At 71.4% G+C, this 19,483-nt stretch carries 17 protein-coding genes, 1 tRNA gene and 3 pseudogenes; 14 read left to right on the top strand and 7 right to left on the bottom strand.

The features are described 5' to 3' along the window. The first annotated feature begins 6 nt into the window (after positions 1-6). Together OG485_RS02060 and OG485_RS02055 are read left to right on the top strand one after the other, a co-directional pair. Positions 7-1,272, top strand: a complete 1,266-nt coding sequence (locus OG485_RS02060; protein WP_328663837.1) for an MFS transporter — start codon at positions 7-9, stop codon at positions 1,270-1,272. Between the two features lie 61 nt (positions 1,273-1,333). Then, positions 1,334-1,786 (top strand): cupin domain-containing protein, encoded by a 453-nt coding sequence (locus OG485_RS02055; protein WP_328663835.1) that lies wholly within the window; start codon positions 1,334-1,336, stop codon positions 1,784-1,786. 72 nt (positions 1,787-1,858) lie between these two features. Here the strand turns inward: OG485_RS02055 and OG485_RS02050 are convergent, their stop codons facing one another. The 4 genes from OG485_RS02050 to OG485_RS02035 form a co-directional block, all read right to left on the bottom strand. Further along, a complete protein-coding gene (locus tag OG485_RS02050) occupies positions 1,859-2,407 on the bottom strand; it encodes a nucleoside deaminase (RefSeq protein ID WP_328663832.1) in 549 nt (182 codons plus the stop codon). A gap of 27 nt (positions 2,408-2,434) precedes the next feature. Continuing rightward, positions 2,435-3,271: an LLM class flavin-dependent oxidoreductase gene (locus tag OG485_RS02045; protein WP_328663831.1), complete on the bottom strand. Its 837-nt coding sequence runs from the start codon at positions 3,269-3,271 to the stop codon at positions 2,435-2,437. A gap of 87 nt (positions 3,272-3,358) precedes the next feature. Then, positions 3,359-4,516, bottom strand: a complete 1,158-nt coding sequence (locus tag OG485_RS02040) for an MFS transporter (protein WP_328663829.1) — start codon at positions 4,514-4,516, stop codon at positions 3,359-3,361. A gap of 369 nt (positions 4,517-4,885) precedes the next feature. Then, complete coding sequence (locus OG485_RS02035; RefSeq protein ID WP_328663826.1) at positions 4,886-5,278, bottom strand: hypothetical protein; 393 nt, start codon at positions 5,276-5,278, stop codon at positions 4,886-4,888. A gap of 247 nt (positions 5,279-5,525) precedes the next feature. On the opposite strand from OG485_RS02035, the gene OG485_RS02030 reads away from it, so the two are divergent. From OG485_RS02030 to OG485_RS01995, 8 genes and pseudogenes are all read left to right on the top strand, one after another. Continuing rightward, positions 5,526-5,601: transfer RNA gene (locus OG485_RS02030), tRNA-Arg, on the top strand. A 108-nt stretch (positions 5,602-5,709) separates the two neighbouring features. Next, entirely contained in the window at positions 5,710-6,843 is a 1,134-nt protein-coding gene (locus OG485_RS02025) for a gala protein (RefSeq protein ID WP_328663824.1), read from the top strand. Beyond that, the gene (locus OG485_RS02020) at positions 6,840-8,816 is read left to right on the top strand and encodes an ankyrin repeat domain-containing protein (protein WP_328663822.1); all 1,977 of its coding nucleotides are present in this window, start codon (positions 6,840-6,842) and stop codon (positions 8,814-8,816) included. Before OG485_RS02025 ends, OG485_RS02020 begins: the two co-directional genes overlap by 4 nt. Then, on the top strand, positions 8,813-10,024 hold the full coding sequence (locus OG485_RS02015) for an AAA family ATPase (RefSeq protein ID WP_328663819.1): 1,212 nt from the start codon (positions 8,813-8,815) through the stop codon (positions 10,022-10,024). The genes OG485_RS02020 and OG485_RS02015 overlap by 4 nt, the downstream gene beginning before the upstream one ends. 41 nt (positions 10,025-10,065) lie before the next feature. Next, positions 10,066-11,223 (top strand): vWA domain-containing protein, encoded by a 1,158-nt coding sequence (locus OG485_RS02010; RefSeq protein WP_328663817.1) that lies wholly within the window; start codon positions 10,066-10,068, stop codon positions 11,221-11,223. Between the two features lie 13 nt (positions 11,224-11,236). Continuing rightward, positions 11,237-11,449: pseudogene (locus OG485_RS02005) on the top strand (hypothetical protein); the annotation flags it as partial. Between the two features lie 71 nt (positions 11,450-11,520). Beyond that, positions 11,521-12,222, top strand: a complete 702-nt coding sequence (locus OG485_RS02000; RefSeq protein WP_328663815.1) for an HAD family hydrolase — start codon at positions 11,521-11,523, stop codon at positions 12,220-12,222. Positions 12,223-12,282: 60 nt separating this feature from the next. Then, positions 12,283-12,876 carry a VOC family protein gene (locus tag OG485_RS01995; RefSeq protein ID WP_328663811.1) on the top strand — a complete coding sequence of 198 codons (594 nt, stop codon included), beginning with the start codon at positions 12,283-12,285 and terminating at the stop codon, positions 12,874-12,876. Between the two features lie 499 nt (positions 12,877-13,375). On the opposite strand, the gene OG485_RS01990 is transcribed toward OG485_RS01995, so the two are convergent. After that, positions 13,376-14,293, bottom strand: a complete 918-nt coding sequence (locus tag OG485_RS01990) for a LysR family transcriptional regulator (RefSeq protein ID WP_328663809.1) — start codon at positions 14,291-14,293, stop codon at positions 13,376-13,378. 100 nt (positions 14,294-14,393) lie between these two features. On the opposite strand from OG485_RS01990, the gene OG485_RS01985 reads away from it, so the two are divergent. From OG485_RS01985 to OG485_RS01970, 4 genes and pseudogenes are all read left to right on the top strand, one after another. Continuing rightward, positions 14,394-15,416, top strand: coding sequence for an NADP-dependent oxidoreductase (locus OG485_RS01985; protein WP_328663808.1), 1,023 nt, complete (start codon positions 14,394-14,396; stop codon positions 15,414-15,416). Positions 15,417-15,632: 216 nt separating this feature from the next. Beyond that, positions 15,633-15,767 (top strand): annotated as a pseudogene (locus OG485_RS01980) (IS5/IS1182 family transposase); the annotation flags it as partial. Between the two features lie 121 nt (positions 15,768-15,888). Next, the gene (gene sigJ / locus OG485_RS01975; RefSeq protein WP_328663806.1) at positions 15,889-16,833 is read left to right on the top strand and encodes an RNA polymerase sigma factor SigJ; all 945 of its coding nucleotides are present in this window, start codon (positions 15,889-15,891) and stop codon (positions 16,831-16,833) included. 112 nt (positions 16,834-16,945) lie between these two features. Next, the gene (locus OG485_RS01970) at positions 16,946-18,142 is read left to right on the top strand and encodes an NAD(P)/FAD-dependent oxidoreductase (protein ID WP_328663804.1); all 1,197 of its coding nucleotides are present in this window, start codon (positions 16,946-16,948) and stop codon (positions 18,140-18,142) included. 130 nt (positions 18,143-18,272) lie between these two features. On the opposite strand, the pseudogene OG485_RS43890 reads toward OG485_RS01970, so the two are convergent. Both OG485_RS43890 and OG485_RS01965 read right to left on the bottom strand, forming a co-directional pair. After that, positions 18,273-18,398: pseudogene (locus tag OG485_RS43890) on the bottom strand (TetR family transcriptional regulator); the annotation flags it as partial. 580 nt (positions 18,399-18,978) lie between these two features. Further along, on the bottom strand, positions 18,979-19,377 hold the full coding sequence (locus OG485_RS01965) for a nuclear transport factor 2 family protein (RefSeq protein WP_328663801.1): 399 nt from the start codon (positions 19,375-19,377) through the stop codon (positions 18,979-18,981). Positions 19,378-19,483: the final 106 nt, after the last annotated feature.

Raw genomic sequence — 19,483 nt, 5'->3', positions numbered from 1 at the left:
AAACACATGTCTGTTCTCTGGCAGCGCGTCCGCGGATGGCGCGGATCCATGCCCGGAGGCTCGGTCGGCATCCGGCTGGCCGTGATGGCGATGATCGACGCGGTGGGTACCGGTGCCTTCCTGGCCGTGTCCGTGCCGTTCATCACCAGGTCGGTCCGGCTGTCGGAGGGCAGCCTGGGTCTCGGCCTGACGCTGTCCGCCGCCATCGCCCTGGGCACGGCGATACCGATCGGCATCCTGGCCGACCGGATCGGCCCGAAGAAGGTGCTGGTCGGGGTGAGCCTGTGGCGCTGCGCCTGCTTCGTGCTCTACCCGTTCGTCCAGAACCTGTGGCAGTTCCTGACCGTGGTGTGTCTGCTCGGCCTGGTCGACAAGGCGGCGGCGCCGATGGAACAGGCTCTGGTCGGGCAGGTGACGGCGACCGACGACCGGGTCAGGGTGGTCGCCATCCTGCGGTCGCTGCGCAACGTCGGCTTCACGGTCGGCGCCCTGCTGGGCGGTATCGGGCTCCTGATCGACAGCCGGGCGGGGTACTCCGCGATCCTGCTGGTGAACGCCTCCTCCTTCGCCGTGCTCGCGACACTGGCCGCCCGGCTGCCGGTGCTCAGCGCGCCGGCGAAGAGTCTGCGCCGGCGCTTCTCGGTCAGGGTGCTGCGCGACGGATCCTTCCTGTCGTTCACCGGCATCAACGCGGTGCTCACCATGCACATGACCCTGCTCAGCATCGGGATCCCGCTCTGGATCGTCGGGCACACCGCTGTCTCCTCCGCGCTGATCTCGCCCCTGGTCGCGGTCAACACCGTGCTCGCCGTCGCCCTGCAGGTCCGGGCCAGCCGGAACACCGACACCATCACCGGCGCGGCGCGGGCGCTGGTGCGGGCCGGGATCTGCCTCGCGGTCTGCTGCCTGCTGCTCGTCGCGGCGCCGAAGCTGCCGGTCGTCCTGGCCGTGGGGGTGCTGGTGCTGGCCATGGTCGCGCTGACCGGCGGCGAGTTGTTCCAGTCCGCCGGCGGCTGGGGCGGGTCCTATCTGCTCGCGGTGCCCGGAGAGGAAGGCGTCTACCTCTCGGTCTTCTGGCTGGGCGTGGCGGTCCAGCAGATCGCGGCCCCGGTCCTGGTCAGCGTGGTCGTGACGAGTGGTACCACGGGCTGGGCGGTCCTGGCCGCGCTGTTCGCCGTCTGCGGCCTGGCGGCGCCGCTCATCGGCCGGTGGGCGCAGGCACAGGCGGACAGCAGGACACCGGCGGACCCGAGTCTGGCCGAGGCCACGTAACCACCCCGCACGCCGAACCCGTAGTCGATTCAGCACAGTTGACCAGCATCCAAGGAGAGAAATGTCCGTTCCGCTGTATGTTCCCTCGGGCGAAGGCGAGTTCGTCAACATCCGGGACACGAAGAGGACCTACCTCAAGCTCACCACGGCCGACTCCGACGGGGAGTTCGGCTTCTTCGAGCACCACATGGCTCCGGAGGCGAGGGGTGCCAGCCCGCACATCCACAAGCAGTCCACCGAGATGTTCTACGTGGTGAAGGGCGAGATCGAGTTCACCATCGGCGACCGCAAGGTGGTGGGCGAGCCCGGGGCGTTCGCCTACATACCCAAGGGCGAGCCGCACGGGTTCACGAACAGGGGCAACGAGGACGCCACGCTGCTCATCATGTTCTACCCGATCTACAACCGTGAGGACTACTTCCGCGGCCTGGGGCGCCTCACGGCCAACGGGCGCAACCCCAGCCTGGAGGAACTGCAGGAGCACATGGCGAAGTACGACCAGTTCATGGTCTGATCCACGAACACGTGGGAACGACCGGGGCCTGGCAGCGGACTTCCGCTGCCAGGCCCGGCGTTCGTGCGGCGGTCAGCCGGTCGTGCTGTTCCCGGTACGGAAGCGCCACTGCAGGTCTCGCACCTGCTCGGCGAGTTCCGGAACCGGGCCCGCCACTTCGAGACCGGGGACGACGTCCTGGATGGACAGCGGACTCAGGGGCGAGGTGATGGGCACGCCCCACTCCGCCTTCCAGTCCCGAGCCTGCTGGGACGAGCTCGCGTACACGATCCGTCCCAGCCCGACCCACCCGTGCGCGGCCGCGCACATCGGGCAGTGCTCGCCCGAGGTGTACACGGTCGCCGTGGCTCGTGCCTCGGGGCTCAGGTGGGCCGCGGCCCAGCGGGCCAGTTCGAACTCCGGGTGCGCGGTCGGGTCGCCGGTGGTGGACTCACGGTTGCGTTCCTCGGCCAGGATCTTGCCGTCCGCGTCGACGAGCACGGATCCGAACGGCCAGTCACCGGCCTCCACCGCCTCGGCCGCCAGCTCGACGCAGCGGCGCAGGTAGGGCAGTTCGGCTTCGCCGACGGTGCCTGCGCGGGGGGTACCGCTCTCGGGAAGGTCGTGGTCGTTGAGGGCCACTGTTGCTCCGTTTCTGGAAGGTGTCGGCTACGGCCGGTGGGCGGCCACGGTGGCCAGTGCCTGCCACGCCACCTCGGGCCGCAAGGTCTCGTTCGGATCGCCGTGGTAGGGATCGAGCAGTACGGTCTCGGCACCCGCGCGACGCAATTCCTCGATGTCCTCGAGAATTTGCTCGATGGTGCCTTCGCCCGCCCGGCGATCCGGGTGGTCGATCGGCTTCTCCGTGATCCGGAGGAATGTGCGTGGCACCAACTCGGGGACCGGCTTGCCGAGATCGGCTGAAATACTGTTCAGTCGGTTCAGGGCCTCTCTGAACCAAGGCATCGTGAACCGCAGCGGATGCCACGGAGACGCAAAACGTACGGCCCGGCGCATTGCGGCGTCGCTGTTTCCGCCGACCCAGATCGGAACCTGTCCGCATCCGTAATCGGCTTCGTTCTCCCATGCCGCCCGTATGGTCCGCAAGAGTTCGTCGGTGAGAGCGCCGCGTCGCTCGAAGGGGACGCCCAGTGCCTCGAACTCTTCCCGGGCCCACCCGACCCCGACGCCGAGGATCAGCCGGCCGCCGCTGAGTTGGTGCAGGTTGGCCGCCATGCGGGCGACCAACAAGGGGTGTCGGTAGGGGGCGATGAGGACGGTCGTACCCAGTTTGATCCTGGTCGTAATTCCAGCCAGCCAGGCGAGAGTTGTGACAGGTTCATAAAATGGAGCGGGATATTGTTTGGCGACGTCCGAGGTGATCGCCACATGGTCGGAGAGCATCAACAGGTCGAACCCGAGGCCTTCCACGGTTTTGGCCCAGCGGGCCAGGACATCCGGGTTCGTGCCGGGCCCGAAGTTGGGAACATTCACGCCTATCCGCATGCCCCCAACACTAGCAACTGTGCTCAGTGGACGGGTGGTTGACACCAAGGCCTTCGAGGATCCGAATGTACGGCCACAGGCGGGGTGTCAGGCTTCGCGCGCCGTGTCGCCATTCTTCGAATGCCGCGGGCGTACCGTGAGGAAGTCGACGAGAAGGAATACGGACAGGACGGCCGCCGTCGCCGGGAAGAGGAGGGACGGGCCGCCCACGGAGAGCAGCGGACCGCCCGCGAGCGAACCGACTCCCGTACCGCCGTCGAAGGCGACGTTCCAGGCGACCCCGGCGACGCCGAGACCGGCGGGGCTGTCGTCGGCCGCCTCCATGACGAGCACCAGGGTGGCGCTCTGGACGGCGCCGAAGCCCGCTCCGAACAGGGCGGTACCGATCAGCAGCAGTGCCGTCTCGTGAGAGGCCGCACCCGCGGCAGTGCCGAGAGCGGTGACCACGACGGCGGGTACGAGCACCCGGCGGCCACCGTGGCGGTCGATGAGCCACCCGGCGCCGAGCCGGGCGAGCACGGTGGAGGCCTGCGCGGCAAGGAGCGCCTCGGGAGCGGCCGAGGCGGTGAGCGGCAGAAACGTGAAGACGACGCCGTAGGCGGTGGTGGAGGCGACCTCCACGAACAACGGGCCGGTCATGGGGCGCAGCGATCGCCACGTCCCGCGCAGGGCCCATGAGCGGCCGGACTTCGGTCTTTCCCGGTGGGCCGGCTCCGTTCCCCGGCGAAGGCCGAACGAGCCGGCCACGACCAGGGCGGCCGTGCCCGCCGCCAGGGCGAAGGCGAGCCCGTACGCCTCCTGACGGGCCAGGGCGATGCCCAGGGGAGCCCCCAGGACTCCGGCGACTCCGACCACCGCGCCGTACCAGCCGATGGCTCGCCCGCGTCTGCCGGGCGGGAACAGCTCGGCGGTGAAGGTGACGCCGGCGACGACGAAGACGCCGAACCCCAGCCCGCGTACCGCGGCGAGGCCGGCCAGCATGGACATCGTCGTGGCGGCGGGCAGCAACAGGCAGGGCAGCGCGAGCAGTACACCGCTGAGGGCGAGGGAGTACCGGCGTCCGAGCCGGGCGAAGAGCCGCGGTGTGAACGGCTGGACGACCAGGGTGGCCGCCATCAGGGTGGCGGTGAGTACTCCGGCCCCCGACGGTCCGGCGCCGGACCGGACGGCGTACGCGGGCATCGCGGAGAGCGTCACGTTGAAGCTGGCGAAGCCGCCGAACGCGGCGATCAGGGTACCGGCCACCGATGCCCGCCTCCGCCCGGCGGTCGGCTCCCGGGAACGGTCGGTCGACGAGGCCGGGGCCGCGGACGGATCCGTGGACGGTTCTGCGGGCGTGATCACCGCGATCCGGTCATGGGCGTGAACCGGGTGTGCGTCCGGGCCGGGTACGGGTCGCGGAAGGCGTGCTTAGTCTTCTCGGGCACACCGACGAAGGTACCCGCCTCGCCCACCGCGGAGTCCGCCAAGACGGCCGTGCGGATGCAAGTACCCGCCTCGGCCACCGCTGAGTCCCGCCAGGACGGCCGTGCGATCGAGCCGGCCGGCATGCCGGGCGACGACCGAGTCATCCAGCCCCTCGGACCGGCGACCACGTGAGGCCTCGGGCACCCGTCAGTTCGGCGTCGCGTCCTGACAGCTCTCCGAAACCTCCATCACCTCGAAGACCACCGGGAAATCGGTGATCTGCTGGTTCGGGCCCGGCTGGGAGCCGCAGATCTTCCACGCGGCCGGATCGTCCACCGAACGACCCCGTCCGCTCGCGTCCTTGAACGTCATGTCGAGTTCGGAGCCCATCTGCTCGAACGCGCGCCCGGCATTGCCGCCGATGACATCGGGCATGACGGCGCTGACGGGCTGGGGGAGTGCCGAACCGCGCGTGTTGACGGCGGCCGGGCCGGCCGCTGTGCCCGACGACGCGTCCGGCCCGGAGGACGCTCCGCAGGCGGTGGCCGATGCCAGGAGAGCGGCGGCGAGGGCGGGTCTCAGAATCCTGGCGACGGTCATGTCATGTTCCCCCAGCTCGACGGCAGTTCCGACAGTATCCAGTCCGGAGATCGAGTCCGGATCGTAGCCCGGCCATCGGAACGGCCGGGACCGGCTTCGCGTGGACAGCGAAGAGCGGAGAAGCGGTCGGTGAGAATCCGTGAGGCCGTCCGGAGTGCCAACGGACCTCCTCGACCGGGTCGTCCGGTCTCCGATGTGCCCAACCGGGTTCGAACGCGGACCCGAGTGTGGTTATGATCACCGCGGCAAGGCTGTAGCGCAGAGGTCGTCGCGCCCAAGCATCGAGCTGGAGGACGTCGGTTCGAATCCGGCCGGCCTTGCCACCCTTGTCGTGGAGGAAGTCGATTGGCGTCGGTTCACCCTGGCGGGCGGAGGGCGATGGATGCCGCCCTCGGCGCGCCGGGCACCGGCAATGGACCGGTGGAGTGGTGATGACGCAGCCGACGCCCGTACGCTGCCCCGCGATCGAGCACCCCGACATCCCGATCAGCGAACCCGCCGCGCTGGAGCCGTTGCTGGCCCGGCTGCGGTCCGCCCTGCCGGTCGAGGCCGACGAGGCGTTCCCGCTCGGCACCGTGCGTGCGGACGGACGTGTCGACCTGTGCAAGCAGGGACTCGGAGCGGGCGGCGCCGCCCGGCTGATGCCCGTGGCCGCGGCCTCCCCGCACGCCGCGCACATCCTGCTCGGCACCAACGCCATCGGCGACGAGGGAGCCCGCACGGTCGCCGACGCACTCGCCGACGGCCATGGCCTGCACACGCTCTACCTCGGCTGCAACCGCATCGGCCCCGACGGCGTCACCGCGCTCACCGACGCGCTGACCACGGACGCCACCGTCCACGCCCTGTGGCTCAAGCGCAACCCGGTGGGCGACCACGGTGCCCGTGCCCTCGCCGCGATGCTCCGCAGCAACACCACGCTGCGTACCCTCGACCTGGTCAACACCGGTCTGACCACCGACGGTCTGCGAGCCCTGTGCGAGACCCTCACCAACCGGCCCAGCCCGGTGGAACGACTCTTCCTCGGCGGCAACGGTCTGACCGCCGAGGCCGCCCCGCTCCTGGCGGCGCTGATCCGTGACGCGGGCGTGCGCGAGCTGTACCTCCCCGCGAACCACCTCGGGGACGAGGGCGCCGCGATCCTCGCCGCGGCCGCCGATCCCGCGCGGCCCGTACGCCTCGGTCTGGGCGGCAACGGCATCGGCCCCACCGGTGCCCGGGCCCTCGCCGACTCCCTCGGCGGCATCGAGGCGCTCGACCTGGGCCGGCCGATGTCGGAACGCAGCCTCGGCGCCCCGGCCAACACCACCGGCGACGAAGGCGCCCACGCGCTGGCCGCCGCCCTGCCCGGCAGCCCGCTGCGCCGACTCGAGTTGTGCCACACCGGTCTGACCGGACGGGGCGCGAAGACCCTGCTGGCGGCCGTCCCCGACGACACGCCCCTGGAGTACGTCGGCCTGGGACCCGGCCTGCCCCGCAAGGTGAAACGGTCCTTCACCCGGCGCCTGCGCCCCGTCGGCAGGGCGCACCCCGACCTGCGCGCGATAGGGAGCGTCTACCGTTGAGCTCTCGTGGCGAACTCCGCTGCTTCCCCGCGGACGAGGCGTCGAGCCGGCGCCGGATCCGCCGGTACGCCGTGCCCCGCTGGATGATCGAACGCGCGACCGCGTCCCGGCTGGCAGGTGACTGGCGCGGAGCCTGCGCGGCGGCCAACGTCGACATCACCTTCGAGCTGTCCGAGGTGGCCGACCACTGCGGCGACGACGTCGCCACGGCCCTGGAGGACGACCTCCGTCACTTCGCCCCCGACCTGCTGCGCTGGCATCTGCCACGCCTGCTCGGCGGGCGGACCACGCTCGCCACGGACCGGACGGTCGTCCTGGCGCGCTACCGCCCGAAGGCGGCCGACGAGAACCGCCTGACCACGCCGTACCTGCACATCACCACGCCCGCGATGATCGAGGGACCGCAGCGGATCGCCCTGCGGTTCGGCACGGTCGAGAACGAGCGGGCCGCGGGAGTCTTCGGGCCGGGCACCGAGGACTGGCGGTCCGCGCGGCACCTGTGGGACACACGGCACACCGCCGAACTGCTCGAACGCTGCGGCGGCGGTGCGGACCGGCCGCCGTTCTTCCGCGCCGACGCCACCCCGCGCGGCACGGACGAACTGCCCACGGCCGATCCCGGAGCGGGGGACCCGGCGGCGCTGGCCGAGTGGGCCACACTGCTGCACCAGAAAGGCGAGACACAGGCCGCCCTCGCCGCCGCCGGCATCGAGGCGGACCTGACCCGCCCGCAGAACTCGCGCCGGTTGGTGGCCCTCGCGGAGCTCCTGGGCGGGATCGCGCTCGACCATACCCGCCTGGAGCCGGAGATCCGCCGGCAGATCGCCGAAGGCGTCGGCGACCGCTTCGTCATCGCCGCGCACTGGCGGACCCACATCCTGCTGGAGCCCGCGGAGTCCGGCGGGCTGCTGATGCGAACCGTCGACCGGGACGAGGTCAAGGGCCATCCCCTGCTTGCCGAGGCCCTGTGGCGCAGGCTCCCCGACCTCGACCTCATGCGCGCCCGTGGCCTCGCGGCGGAGCACCTTCATCCGCTCGTCCGCGAGGCACTGTTCCCCGCCCTCCCCGTCCCGGCGGCCCCGGCCGGCCCGCCGGGCCCGACGCTCCCCGAACCGGTGCGGATCAGGTGCCGCGGGGAATGGCACGAGGTGGCCTTCAGCCCCGGCGGCCTGCTGACCATGCCGCACAGCGACGAGGAACAACAGCGCGAGCGCGCCCTGCGCGCCTTCGGCGGTGCCGTCGCCGGATGCTTCGCGATGGAGCAGACGTGGACCTCCGGCGAGGGCCGCCTGCCGAAGGCGCTGCGGGCTCAGCGCAACGAACTGTTCCTGCGCGTCCAGCACGGCGACACCCCCGGCGTGCTGGAACTTCTCGACTCCGGTGTCGACCCGCGCGTACGGGATCCCAGAGGCCGCAGCCTGCTGCACCTGCTGAACCTCCTCGACCACGAGCCGCTCCTGCCGCGGCTGCTGGCGGAGGGACTCGACCTTGAGGCCCGCGACCGGCGGGAACGCACACCGCTGTACGTGGCGGTCAACGACCTCGGTTCGAAGGCGCTGGTGGAGGCGCTCGTCGCCGCCGGGGCACGGCTCGACGCGGTCGACGAGTCCGATCTGTCACTGGCCCAGATCGTCCGCCGCTACAAGCGGCACGACCTGGCCTTCCTCCGGAAGCGCGTCCAGGCGGAGCACCCCGGCATAGGCGCCGAGTGGTGGGACGAATGGATGGAGGAGCAGGCGGAGCGCTACGGCGACGAGCCCGACGACGATTTCGAGCCCGATGACGACCCCGGCGAAGAGCTCGCCGACGATCCCGGTGATGAGCCGGGTGACGAGTTCGCCCCCGAGCCTGGCGACAAGTTTGCCGATGAGCCTGGTGACGAGCCCGGCGATGAGCATGGTGACGAGTTCGCCGACGAGCCCGGTGAAGAGTCCGTCGAAGAAGGCGGCGCCGAGGAGAGGCTGTCCCTTTGAACACCGGTGTGACCGCCCCCACCGCGCCGTCCGGCCCGCTGACGGCCGCGGACGACCTCAACCGCAGGCTGCGTACGCACCGCACCGAAGCCGCCGCGAACCCTCAACTCGAGGCGCTCGCACTCGCCGTGACGGCCAATCAGCCCGTGCTGCTGTGGGGAGAACCCGGAATCGGCAAGTCGGCGGCGCTGGAACAGCTCGCCGCCGGGCTCGGCCTGCCGCTGGAGACGGTCATCGCCAGCGTGCACGAACCCTCCGACTTCGCCGGACTGCCCATCGTCGGTGACGACCCGGCCACCACCGGCGTCCCGATGGCCCCGCCGGACTGGGCGGTCCGCCTCGCGCGAGCCGGACAGGGTCTGCTCTTCTTCGACGAACTCTCCTCCGCGCCGCCCGCCGTGCAGGCGGCCCTGCTGCGCGTGGTGCTCGAACGACGGGTGGGCAGCCTGGTCCTGCCGGAGGCGGTACGCATCGTCGCCGCCGCCAACCCGCCCTCCAGCGCGGCCGACGGCTGGCATCTCAGCCCACCGCTCGCCAACCGGTTCGTCCACCTCGAATGGACCCACGACCCCCGGACCGTCGCCCGCGGCATGGCCGGCACCTGGCCGGAGGTGACCGTGCCCGTCGTCGGCGCCGCCAAGGTGCCCGGCGCCGTCGCGCGGGCGCGCGGCGCGATCTCCGGCTTCCTGACGGCCCGGCCCGGCCTGGTCCACCACATCCCCGGCGACGCCGAGAGCCGCGGCCGGTCCTGGCCGTCCCCTCGGACCTGGGAGATGGCGCTCAAGCTGCTCGCCACCGCGTACGCGGCCGGCGCCGGCCGGGAGGCGCTGGCCGCCGCGCTGACCGGTGCCGTCGGGGACGGCGCGGGCCTCGAGCTGCTGTCCTACCTCGAACACCTCGACCTGCCCGACCCCGACCGCGTCCTCGCCGACCCGGACGCCTTCGCCCTGCCCGAACGTGGCGACCGGCAACTGGCGTTCCTCATCGCGGTGGTCGCCGCCATCCAGAGCGACCTCACCCGGCCCCGGTGGGAGGCGGGCTGGACCGTGCTGGCGAAGGCCGTGGACGCGGGCGTACCGGACGTGGCCGCCCGGGCCGCCACCGACCTCGCGATGATGCGGCACCTCGACTGGCCCGTACCGCCCGGCATCGACGGGTTCCTGGACCTGCTGCAGATGTCGGGGGCGCTGCCCGGCGGCGGCCGGTGAAGGGCGCGGGCACCACGGAAGACCCCCGCGGGGCCCTGGACATGACCAAACTGCTCGCCGCCCGCTACCGGGCGGCGAGCGACCGGCCGTATCTGGCGGCCGCGTTGTACTCCCTGACCGTGGTGCCGAGCACGCAGGTGCCCACGATGGGGGTGGACCGGCACTGGCGCTGCTACGTGTCCCCTGCCTTCGTCGAGGCGACAGCGGTGCCCGAGCTCGCCGGCGTGTGGGTGCACGAGGTGGCGCACCTGCTGCGCGACCACCACGGCCGGGCGGACCGGCTCCCCGCCGCCGTCCAGCGCGACGGGCACCGCGTCAACGTCGCCCAGGACTGCGAGATCAACGACGATCTGCTCGCCGACGGTCTCCGGCTGCCCGAGGGGCGCATGGAACCCCGCCTGTTCGGCCTTCCCGAGGGCCAGCTGTTCGAGGTGTACGTCGACAGGCTGCCGCCGCAGGTGCGTACGCCGGACTGCGGATCGGGCGCCCACGGCCGGCCCGGGCCCTGGGAGCTGCCGGGGAATGCCGGGTCGGCACGGATCGGGGAGATCGAGGCACAGGCACTGCGGCGGCAGACCGCTGACGCGATGCGCGCCCACCAGCGCACTCGCGGCACCCTGCCCGGGGGCTGGCAACGCTGGGCCGAGCAGATCCTGGAACCCACGGTGGACTGGCGGCAGGCGCTGTCCGGCGCGGTCCGGGAAGCAGCGGCCTGGGCGGGCGGAGCCGTCGACTACACCTATCGCCGCCCTTCGCGCCGCACTCCGGCCCTGCGCGGCGTCGTCCTGCCGAGTCTGCGCCGCCCGCTGCCGAGGGTGGCCGTGGTCATCGACACCTCCGGTTCGATGGGCGACGCCGAACTGGCCGCCGCACTCGCGGAGGTGACGGGTGTCCTGCGTGAGGTGGGTGTACGGGGCAACCGCGTGACCGTCCTGGCGTGCGACGCCGATGTACAGGCCGTGTCCCGGGTGGCGGCCACCGAGCAGATCACCCTGGGCGGCGGTGGCGGCACGGACATGCGCGTCGGCATCGAGGCGGCGCTCGCGACACCGGACCGCCCGAACATCGTCGTGGTCCTCACCGACGGCATCACCCCCTGGCCCGAGGAGAATCCGCCCTGCCGGGTCATCGCGGCCCTGATCGGCTCCACGGCACCGCAGCCCCCGAGCTGGGTGGAGACGGTACGGATTCCCGCCTGACCCCACCAGCCCGGTGCACGCCCTACCGGCTGAGGCCGCTGACCGGCCGGTCCCACCGCGGCCGTTCGACGTCACCGCGCTCTTTCCTCGACCGGCCCCGCCGGCGCGCACGGCGACCCGGCTGCACCCGCGGCCCGGGTCGCCGGCCGTGCACGACAGCTCCGTCGGCGGACCGCTCCTGTGGCCCGCCGACGAGCCGTGGCCGTACTGCGACGAGCCGCACGACAGTCGCGTGACGAGAGTGGTGCACTCAAACACGCTGTGATGTGGCCGAGCGCCTGATGGCATGATCGACGCGTGATCAGTGAACCCGGTCGTCCCGGAGCGGCGAGGTATGTCCTGTTCGATGTCGACGGCACGTTGATCGATGCCGTGGAGAACCAGCGCCTGGTCTGGCGGACATGGGCAGAGCGTTACGGACTGGACCCCGACGAGGTTCACCGAGTGGCGCTGCGGACGAGGCCCATGGAGACCTTCGCACAGGTCGCGTCGGACAGGGACCCCCGAGAGTGCCTGGCCGTGCTCCACGAGCTGGAGGACGAAGACGTTCGCTCCGGCACCTATGCGGCCTTCGACGGCGCCTTGGAGTTGCTGAGTGCTCTGAGGCCCGGGGCTTGGGCGTTGGTGACCTCGAACTACGAGCACCGGGTACGTGGGCGCTTCACGCGGACCGGTCTGCCGGTGCCTGAGGTCTTGGTGGACGCGGCCGTCGTGGCGGAAGGGAAGCCGTCGCCGGTGCCGTATCTGCAGGCTGCCGCGCGACTCGGGGCCAGACCGGAGGAATGCCTGGTCATCGAGGACGCCCCCTCCGGGGTGCAGTCCGGCCTGCGTGCCGGGATGACGGTGTGGGGCGTCAACACCGCCGAAGCGGAGAACGGCGTGCACCGCCACTTCGGCAGCCTGCGCGATGCGGTCGGCGACATCCTCGCCTTCGCGTCGGACCTCCCCCCTCACCGGCCCGAGGGAGCGGCGGACACCTCGCCGCGTTCCAGCTCGTAGCGGCCGACAGCGGCGGAGACAATGGGGAGCTGAGGGGTTCGACGGCTTGGGGGAAACGGGTTGCTGACGGGGATCGTGATCGACGCGCTGGATGCCGCGCGCATGGACCGCTTCTGGCTGGACGCTACGAAGGGCCGGACGGGCGGCCTGCGACTGCGCTTCGTGCCGACCGCGATCCCGAAGGCATCGCCCAAGAATCGACTCCACCTCGACCTGGCCGGGGGACCCGACTGGGAAGCCGAGGTGGTACGCCTGCTCGCACTCGGTGCGACGCGGGCCGACATCGGCCAGGGGGACGTTCCGTGGGACGTGCTGGCCGATCCGGAGGGCAACGAGTTCTGCGTGCTGCGTCCTGGCCACCCCGGCGTGCTCGCCGACTCCGGCCTCGTCGCGATCTGCCTCGACGTCGCCGGGGAAGACCGCTTCGCGCAGGCGGCCTTCTGGCAGTCCCAGGCCGACTGGCACGCGGTCGAGCACCACGACTGGGGCGTCCGGCTGCGTCGGCGGCCCACCAGCACGGTCTCGCTGGTGATGGGACCGCCCGCGGCGCCGAAGGCGGGAAGGAACAGGCTGCGGCTGGAGGTCACCCAACGCGAGGGGGAACCGGGCGAGTTGCTCGACGCCGCCGGCAACGAGTTCCACGTCACGAACTGACCGGGCCTCGTGCTGCCTGCCACCGTGTGACACCCGTGCAGGGGCACTTTTCCTACCCGCACGGGTGAACGCCGCCGACCGCCAGGCCGGTCTGACGCCGGTAGTTCCGGGTCCTGACAGCCGGGGATGGTGGGCCTCCGCCCCGCGGTCGCCGTAGAGCATGGTCACGTTGACGCGGAGGTTCTCGTAGCCAGGGCGGAAGGAGACCGCGTCCGACGCGTGGAAAAAGGTCGGAATCGAAGATGAAAGCCCGGTTCTGCCGGCAGGGGATGGTCATGCTGCGGGCCCGTCGGGGTTGCTCGGCTTGATTCCCCGGGCGGACCCACGCTGACCTGCGATCCGGGGCCACGGGGGAGGGGCCGTCCAATAGCCGTACAGCACCAGGGCCGTGGCCGTATTCCGCAATCTCGCGTTCGTCCGGGTCACTTCGACCGGCCGGCCAACCTGGCCGCCGTCGTCGACCGCCGGCAGCCACACGTGGGTCACGTGCTCGACCGGATCAGGCCTCGGAGCTGAGCAGGCTCACATCATGGGGGAGTGTGGCTCGCAGTTCCCTCACCAAGGCGCGCACGACGGCGGATCTGGCCAGTTCAGAGGTGGTGACATAGCCGACCTGGCGTGTCGGACGGTTGGGGCCGAGATCAGTGATAAGGACCGAGGCCGGTGCTCCGTCCAGAGAGAGCGCGGGCATGATCGCCATTCCGTGGCCTCCGCTCACCAAAGAGAGCACCGCTCCGTCGTCCTCGGCCTCGACGGTGGCCTTCGGGATCCAGTCCTGTGCGGCCCACCAGCCGCGGGTGTACGAGCCGCAGTTCTCGGCCCAGTCGACCAGCGGCAGCGAGCGCGGTACGGCGTGACCGGGCGCGTGCACCAGGGCGTACGGCTCCTCGAAGAGTTCGTTCGCGACCAGTCCCGGTGGAAGCGGCGCGGCACCGCCCAGTGTGGCGATGGCTATGTCGGCTTTCCCGTCTGCCACTTCGCCGGCGGTGCCGCGCCCCACCTCGCGTACGATCCGCACCCGCGGCTCGATCGTGGGATGCCGGGCGCGCAGCCGCTCGAGCACGGGCGGCAGCAGGTGCAGAGCCGCGCTGCGGAAGGCCGCGATCCGTAGCGTCCCTTCCGCAGCGTCGGGCCGGGCCGCACCGCGCGCCTCAGCGGTCAGGACGTCCAGCAGGCGCAGGATGTGGCGGGCGTGCGCGACGGCCTTCTCTCCGGCAGGCGTGGGGCGGGCACCGGTGCGGCCGCGTTCGAAGAGGACGGCACCGATCTTGCGCTCGCTGCCGCGAACCGAGTGGGAGACCGCGGACTGCGTCAGACCGAGTGTCCCGGCCGCGGCCGAGAAGCCGCCGGTGTCCGCGGCCGCCACCAGGACGCGCAGTTCGTGCGGGGCGAGATCGGAGTCGGTCGTGCGGGCCATGGGGTGCTCACCTCAACGTATGAGAACTGCTCATGGAACGGGGTGTCACATGAGCCCAACCGGCTCCCCACCAGGCGCATTCCCGCCCTACGGTCCGGTCATGAACGAGACCACGCTCACCGTGCACCAGACCGCCCGCCCCCATGGCTTCCCCACCGCCGAGCACTTCGTCTTCGTCGAGTCCACGCTTCCCGAACCCGCAGCCGGCAGCGCGCTCGTGGAAAACCTCTACTGGTCCGTCGACCCTTACCACCGCGAGATGATGGACGACGTGCCCGGCGGCTTCGTGCTCGGCGCACCGCTGGAGGGGCGCACCATCGGGCGGGTCATCGCCTCGCGCACGCCTCGGCTGCCCGAGGGCGAGATCGTGTTCCACAGGCAGGGCTGGCGCACGCACGCAGTGGTCACGCCCGAGGAGATCCGGCAGCTGCCCCGCTTCGACGGGGTGCCCCTGACCGCGTACCTGAGCATCCTCGGCGGCACCGGTCTGACCGCCTATGTGGGCCTGACCCGGATCGCCCGGCTCCAGGAGGGCGAGGACCTGCTCGTGTCGGCCGCCGCGGGCGGGGTCGGCACCGCGACCGGGCGGTTCGCCCGGCTGCTCGGCGCCGGACGGCTCGTGGGCAGTACGGGTTCGGCGGCGAAGGCCGGCCATCTCACGCGGGAGGTCGGCTATGACGCCGTCTTCGACTACCACGAGGGGCCCGCCGCCGATCTGCTCGGCAAGGCCGCGCCGGACGGCATCGACGTGTTCGTCGACAACGTCGGCGGCCAGCAACTGGCCGCGGCGGTGGGAGCGTTGCGCGAGTTCGGACGCATCGTCCGCATCGGCACGATCAGCCAGTACAACGACCCCGACGCGTCGCCGCCACGCTTCAACCACGCGGACATCGTGGAGAAGAGCATCCGCATGGAGGGCTTTTTGGTCAGCAACTACCGTGACATGCAGGACGAGTTGTACGAATTTGCGGTACCGCATCTGCAGAGCGGCCGGCTTGCTCTGGACGAGACGGTCGTTGACGGGTTCGAGCACATCGTGGACGCGTTCCTGGGAATGCTGCACGGCCAGAACACCGGCAAGATCATCGTGCGAGACCGCACGCAAATCCCGCCCGCAAACTGACACCGGAATCGGTATTGCGGAGCGGCGCCCTGTCTTGCCCCCTCTCGCGCTCCCCGCCCATGGGCAGACACCTTGATCATCAGGGGCCGTGTCACGCAACCCCGGGATCCTCACGAATCGCCAAACGTAACCGGGGTGCCCCGGCTGCCGTTGGAATGTGTGACGAAAACCAATAAGCACGCCGAGAGCACCTGCTCGCTTGTCTGCCAGTGCCGCCTGCCGCTGTCCACGCGCACCGTCAACCACCTCGCCGATCTGCTGCGACGCCACCTGAAAGTGATCCGGTCCAGGTGGCGGATCCTGCCGCCCGGGAAGACCGCGGTGATCGTCCTGGCAGTGCTGCGGTGCGGTGCGGGCCCGGCCCCGGTCGCCCGGCGGCGGCTCGGTCCGCCAACGAGCCCGTAGACCTCCGTCGTTGTCAGGCGGAGGGCCGCCCTGCCGATCCGGCGCCGAGGCGCCTAAGATCGCAGGCATGGCCCTGAGCATGAGTGACGTGGACCGATTCGAGGCCGCCAGGCCCCGGCTGGAGGCCATCGCCTACCGGCTGCTCGGCTCGTCGGGCGAGGCGGAGGACGCCGTACAGGAGACGTTCCTGCGCTGGCAGGCCGCCGACATCGGCCGGATCGAGGTGCCCGAGGCCTGGCTGACCAAGGTCCTCACCAACCTCTGCCTCAACCAGCTGACTTCGGCCCGCGCGCGGCGCGAGACGTATGTGGGACGGTGGCTCCCCGAGCCGCTGCTCGCCGGAGACGCGATGCTCGGCCCCGCCGACACCGCCGAGCAGCGCGAGTCCGTGTCGTACGCCGTCCTCGTCCTGCTGGAGCGCCTGTCGCCCAAGGAGCGGGCGGTGTACGTCCTGCGGGAGGCCTTCGACTACCCGCACCGGGAGATCGCCGAGATCCTGGACATCACCGAGGCGGCCGGTCAGCAGATCCACCACCGGGCCAAGAAGCACGTCGCCGAGGGGAAGGCGCGCACCGAGGTCGACGAGGACGCCGCACGACGGATCGTCGAGGAGTTCCTGGCGGCGGCGACCAGCGGCCGCACCGACCCCCTCATCCGCCTGCTCACCCAGGACGCCGTCTCGGTCGGCGACGGCGGCGGCAAGATCCCGGCCCGCGCGAAGGCGTTCGAGGGCGCGCACGCGGTCGCCACCTTCCTGCGCGGTCTCTTCAAGCCCAGCGACGCCAAGCGGAAGTACATCGGCGGCGCGCCCGACATGTACGCCACAACCGCCAACGGCGGACCCGCGATCGTCGCCGTCGTGGACGGCAGGGTCGTCGGGATCACCTGCCTGGAGGTCACCGCGGACGGCATCGTGGCCGTCCGGAGCCAGGTCAACCCCGACAAACTCGTCCGCGCGACCCGGCAGTGGGCCGCCACGGACCACGGGGAGGGACCGCTCTACACGCTCTGACATGATGTGGCGCAGGTCACATTCCGATCCTGTCAGGAAACGCCGGGCTGCCCGGTTCAAGGGGCGACACCACGCCGGACAACGGCGGACCCGCCCAGACAGGAGCACGGACATGCAGCACCGCATCGTCGTCCTCGGAGCCGGCTACACCGGAGCCACCGCCGCCGGCCGCCTCGCCAAGAGGCTGCACCGCGAGGACGTCACCATCACCCTCGTCAACCCGGAGCCCGACTTCGTCGAGCGTGTCCGGATGCACCAGGTCGCCACGGGCCAGGACCTCAAGCCCCGGCCGTTCAGCGAGATGTTCGCCGGCACGGGTGTGGAGCTGAAGCCGGCCAAGGTAACCGCCGTGGACGCGGACCGCAGGACGGTCTCCGTCACCGGCGCCGACGGCCCGGCCGAGCTCGCCTACGACACCCTGGTCTACGCCCTCGGCAGCGGCTGGAACGACGGAGACGTCCCCGGCACCGCCGTACACGCCGACGAGCTGGCCAGCCGCCCGGGCGCCCGCCGCCTCCGCGACCGCCTCGCCGCGCTGGACGCCGGCATGCCCGTGGCCGTCGTGGGCGGCGGCCTGACCGGCCTGGAGGCCGCGACCGAGATCGCCGAGGCCCGCCCGGACCTCAACGTCTCCCTGGCCGCGCACGGCGCCCTCGGCGACTGGCTCTCGGAGAAGGGCCGCGCTCACCTGCGGAAGGTGACCGACCGGCTCGGCATCGAGGTTCACGAGCACGCGGCGGTCACCGCCGTGACGGCGGACGGCGTGACGACCGCCGACGGACGGACCGTTCCCGCCGCGGTCACCGTCTGGACCACCGGTTTCGCCGTCCACCCGATAGCCCGGGCCACCACCCTGGAGGTCACCGACCGCGGCCAGATCGTGGTCGACAGCACGATGCGCTCGGTCTCCCACCCCGATGTGTACGCCGTCGGTGACGCCGCGCTGGCCATCGGCCCCCACGACAAGCCCCTCCGCATGTCCTGCGCCTCGGGCGTCCCCATGGCCTGGCAGGCCGCCGACGCCATCGCGGCCCGCCTCACCGGCACCAAGGTCCCCCAGGTCTCCATCCGCTACTACCAGCAGTGTGTCTCCCTCGGCCGCAGGGAGGGCCTGATCCAGTTCGTCACCGCCGACGACCGAGCGGTCGACCGCGCCCTGACGGGCCGTGTGGCCGCCCTCTACAAGGAGCTGATCTGCAAGGGCGCGGCGTGGGGCGTCGCCAATCCGACGGTGGGCATGCCGTCCCGGCGCCGGCGAGTCGTACGGCAGGAGACCCAGGACCTGGCCCCCGCGGAGGCGACCGCCTGACCCGCCCCGGCCGAACCGACCGAAGCCCCGGGCCGGACACCCGGGGCTCGGACGGAGTATCGCGGTGAGGCCGACGAGGAACGCGTCCGTCTCGTGCTCCACCAGGGCGCGGGCCGATCCCCGCCCGGTCGCCGAATTCCTTGTAGAGCGACGGGCGTGATACGTCGGCCCGCAGGGCAAGGTCAGCCACCCGCACACGGTCCCAGCCGTCTTCGGCGGCCAGCGATCTTGCTTCGGCGACGACCCGCTCGCGCATCTGCCTGCGCCAGGCCACACGGGGTGGATCCGGCCGGGAATGCGCAGTCGTGGAGGCGTGGCCGTCAGGCATGACCGCAGTGTGGCATGACGGGCACGCGGTGGACGGGGTGCAAGCGGCGCTGTGACGGTGGTCCGCGCGGGATGTCGTACTGCGGCGCCACCCGGCGACGCCGGGCCGCCGTCGCTCGGGGCCGCGTCGCCCGTACCCCTTCCGACCGCCTCAGGGCATTGACGTTGCGTCCGTACGGGGACGGCGCGGACTGCCCTCTTCCACGCGCTTCCGCCGGTCCCGCCCGGGAGCCGGCGGAAGCGCGCTCGGCGACGAGCGTGCCACCGCCGGCGCGGTTCGACAAAGGGGGCTCGGTGTAAACGTTCTGATGGTCCGTCAAGTGAAAAGGTGCTACTTCATCGCGGCACGTGCGCCTGCTTGGTCTGCACGGTGGGGAAGCCATGCGGCGAGCCGGTGACCCCGAGGCCTGCCGGCAACCAGCACCGACCGTCGCCACCGGGTCCGGCACAAGGCCCGAGGGACGTCATCGACCTGTGCGGGTGGGCCGCTACGAGATCCGTGCCGGGGGTCAGGGCTCGTCGTACCAGGCGACCGCCGTGATCCGCCAGCCCTGTGACGTGCGGACGAACTGGATGGTCTTCGCACCCACTCCCTCGAACCGCCGGCCGTCCAAGATCCCGGACTTGCTGTACTCGCTGAACCGCGAAGCGATATCGCCCGCGATCTCTGTCCGTTCGGAGGTCTCCCACTCGGAGAACTCGACCAGGCGGCCGTCGGTCAGCAGTTGCCGGCGGGGCTCGACGAACTCGTCCACGGTGTAGACGGTGAACTCCGGGCCGGTCTTGACGATCACACCGTCCGGGAGAACCAGTCGGCTGATCCGGTCCACGTCGGCAGCCTTGCCGTCCCGGTTGTCGAAGGCGCCGAAGAACTCTGCGGTCACTGCGTCTATATCGGTCTTGGACATGGCGCGACGGTAACGCGAAGCGGGCCGGACACAGCCTGCCTCTGTGCCGATGCCACGAGCGCGAGACCGCACAGCTCCTCGCCTTCGGCGGCCTCCGTGACGAAGT

The sequence above is a fragment of the Streptomyces sp. NBC_00328 genome, assembly GCF_036139655.1.
Taxonomy (GTDB): domain Bacteria; phylum Actinomycetota; class Actinomycetes; order Streptomycetales; family Streptomycetaceae; genus Streptomyces.
The sequence above is the reverse complement of the archived record's forward strand: the minus strand, read 5'-3'. Positions and strand labels throughout refer to the sequence as shown.

Coding starts and splice junctions, on each gene's coding strand:
- OG485_RS02060 (WP_328663837.1), top strand. CDS start 7: ATGTCTGTTCTCTGGCAGCGCGTCCGCGGATGGCGCGGATCCATGCCC.
- OG485_RS02055 (WP_328663835.1), top strand. CDS start 1,334: ATGTCCGTTCCGCTGTATGTTCCCTCGGGCGAAGGCGAGTTCGTCAAC.
- OG485_RS02045 (WP_328663831.1), bottom strand. CDS start 3,271: ATGCGGATAGGCGTGAATGTTCCCAACTTCGGGCCCGGCACGAACCCG.
- OG485_RS02035 (WP_328663826.1), bottom strand. CDS start 5,278: ATGACCGTCGCCAGGATTCTGAGACCCGCCCTCGCCGCCGCTCTCCTG.
- OG485_RS02025 (WP_328663824.1), top strand. CDS start 5,710: ATGACGCAGCCGACGCCCGTACGCTGCCCCGCGATCGAGCACCCCGAC.
- OG485_RS02010 (WP_328663817.1), top strand. CDS start 10,066: ATGACCAAACTGCTCGCCGCCCGCTACCGGGCGGCGAGCGACCGGCCG.
- OG485_RS01990 (WP_328663809.1), bottom strand. CDS start 14,293: ATGGCCCGCACGACCGACTCCGATCTCGCCCCGCACGAACTGCGCGTC.
- OG485_RS01985 (WP_328663808.1), top strand. CDS start 14,394: ATGAACGAGACCACGCTCACCGTGCACCAGACCGCCCGCCCCCATGGC.
- sigJ (WP_328663806.1), top strand. CDS start 15,889: ATGGCCCTGAGCATGAGTGACGTGGACCGATTCGAGGCCGCCAGGCCC.
- OG485_RS01970 (WP_328663804.1), top strand. CDS start 16,946: ATGCAGCACCGCATCGTCGTCCTCGGAGCCGGCTACACCGGAGCCACC.
- OG485_RS01965 (WP_328663801.1), bottom strand. CDS start 19,377: ATGTCCAAGACCGATATAGACGCAGTGACCGCAGAGTTCTTCGGCGCC.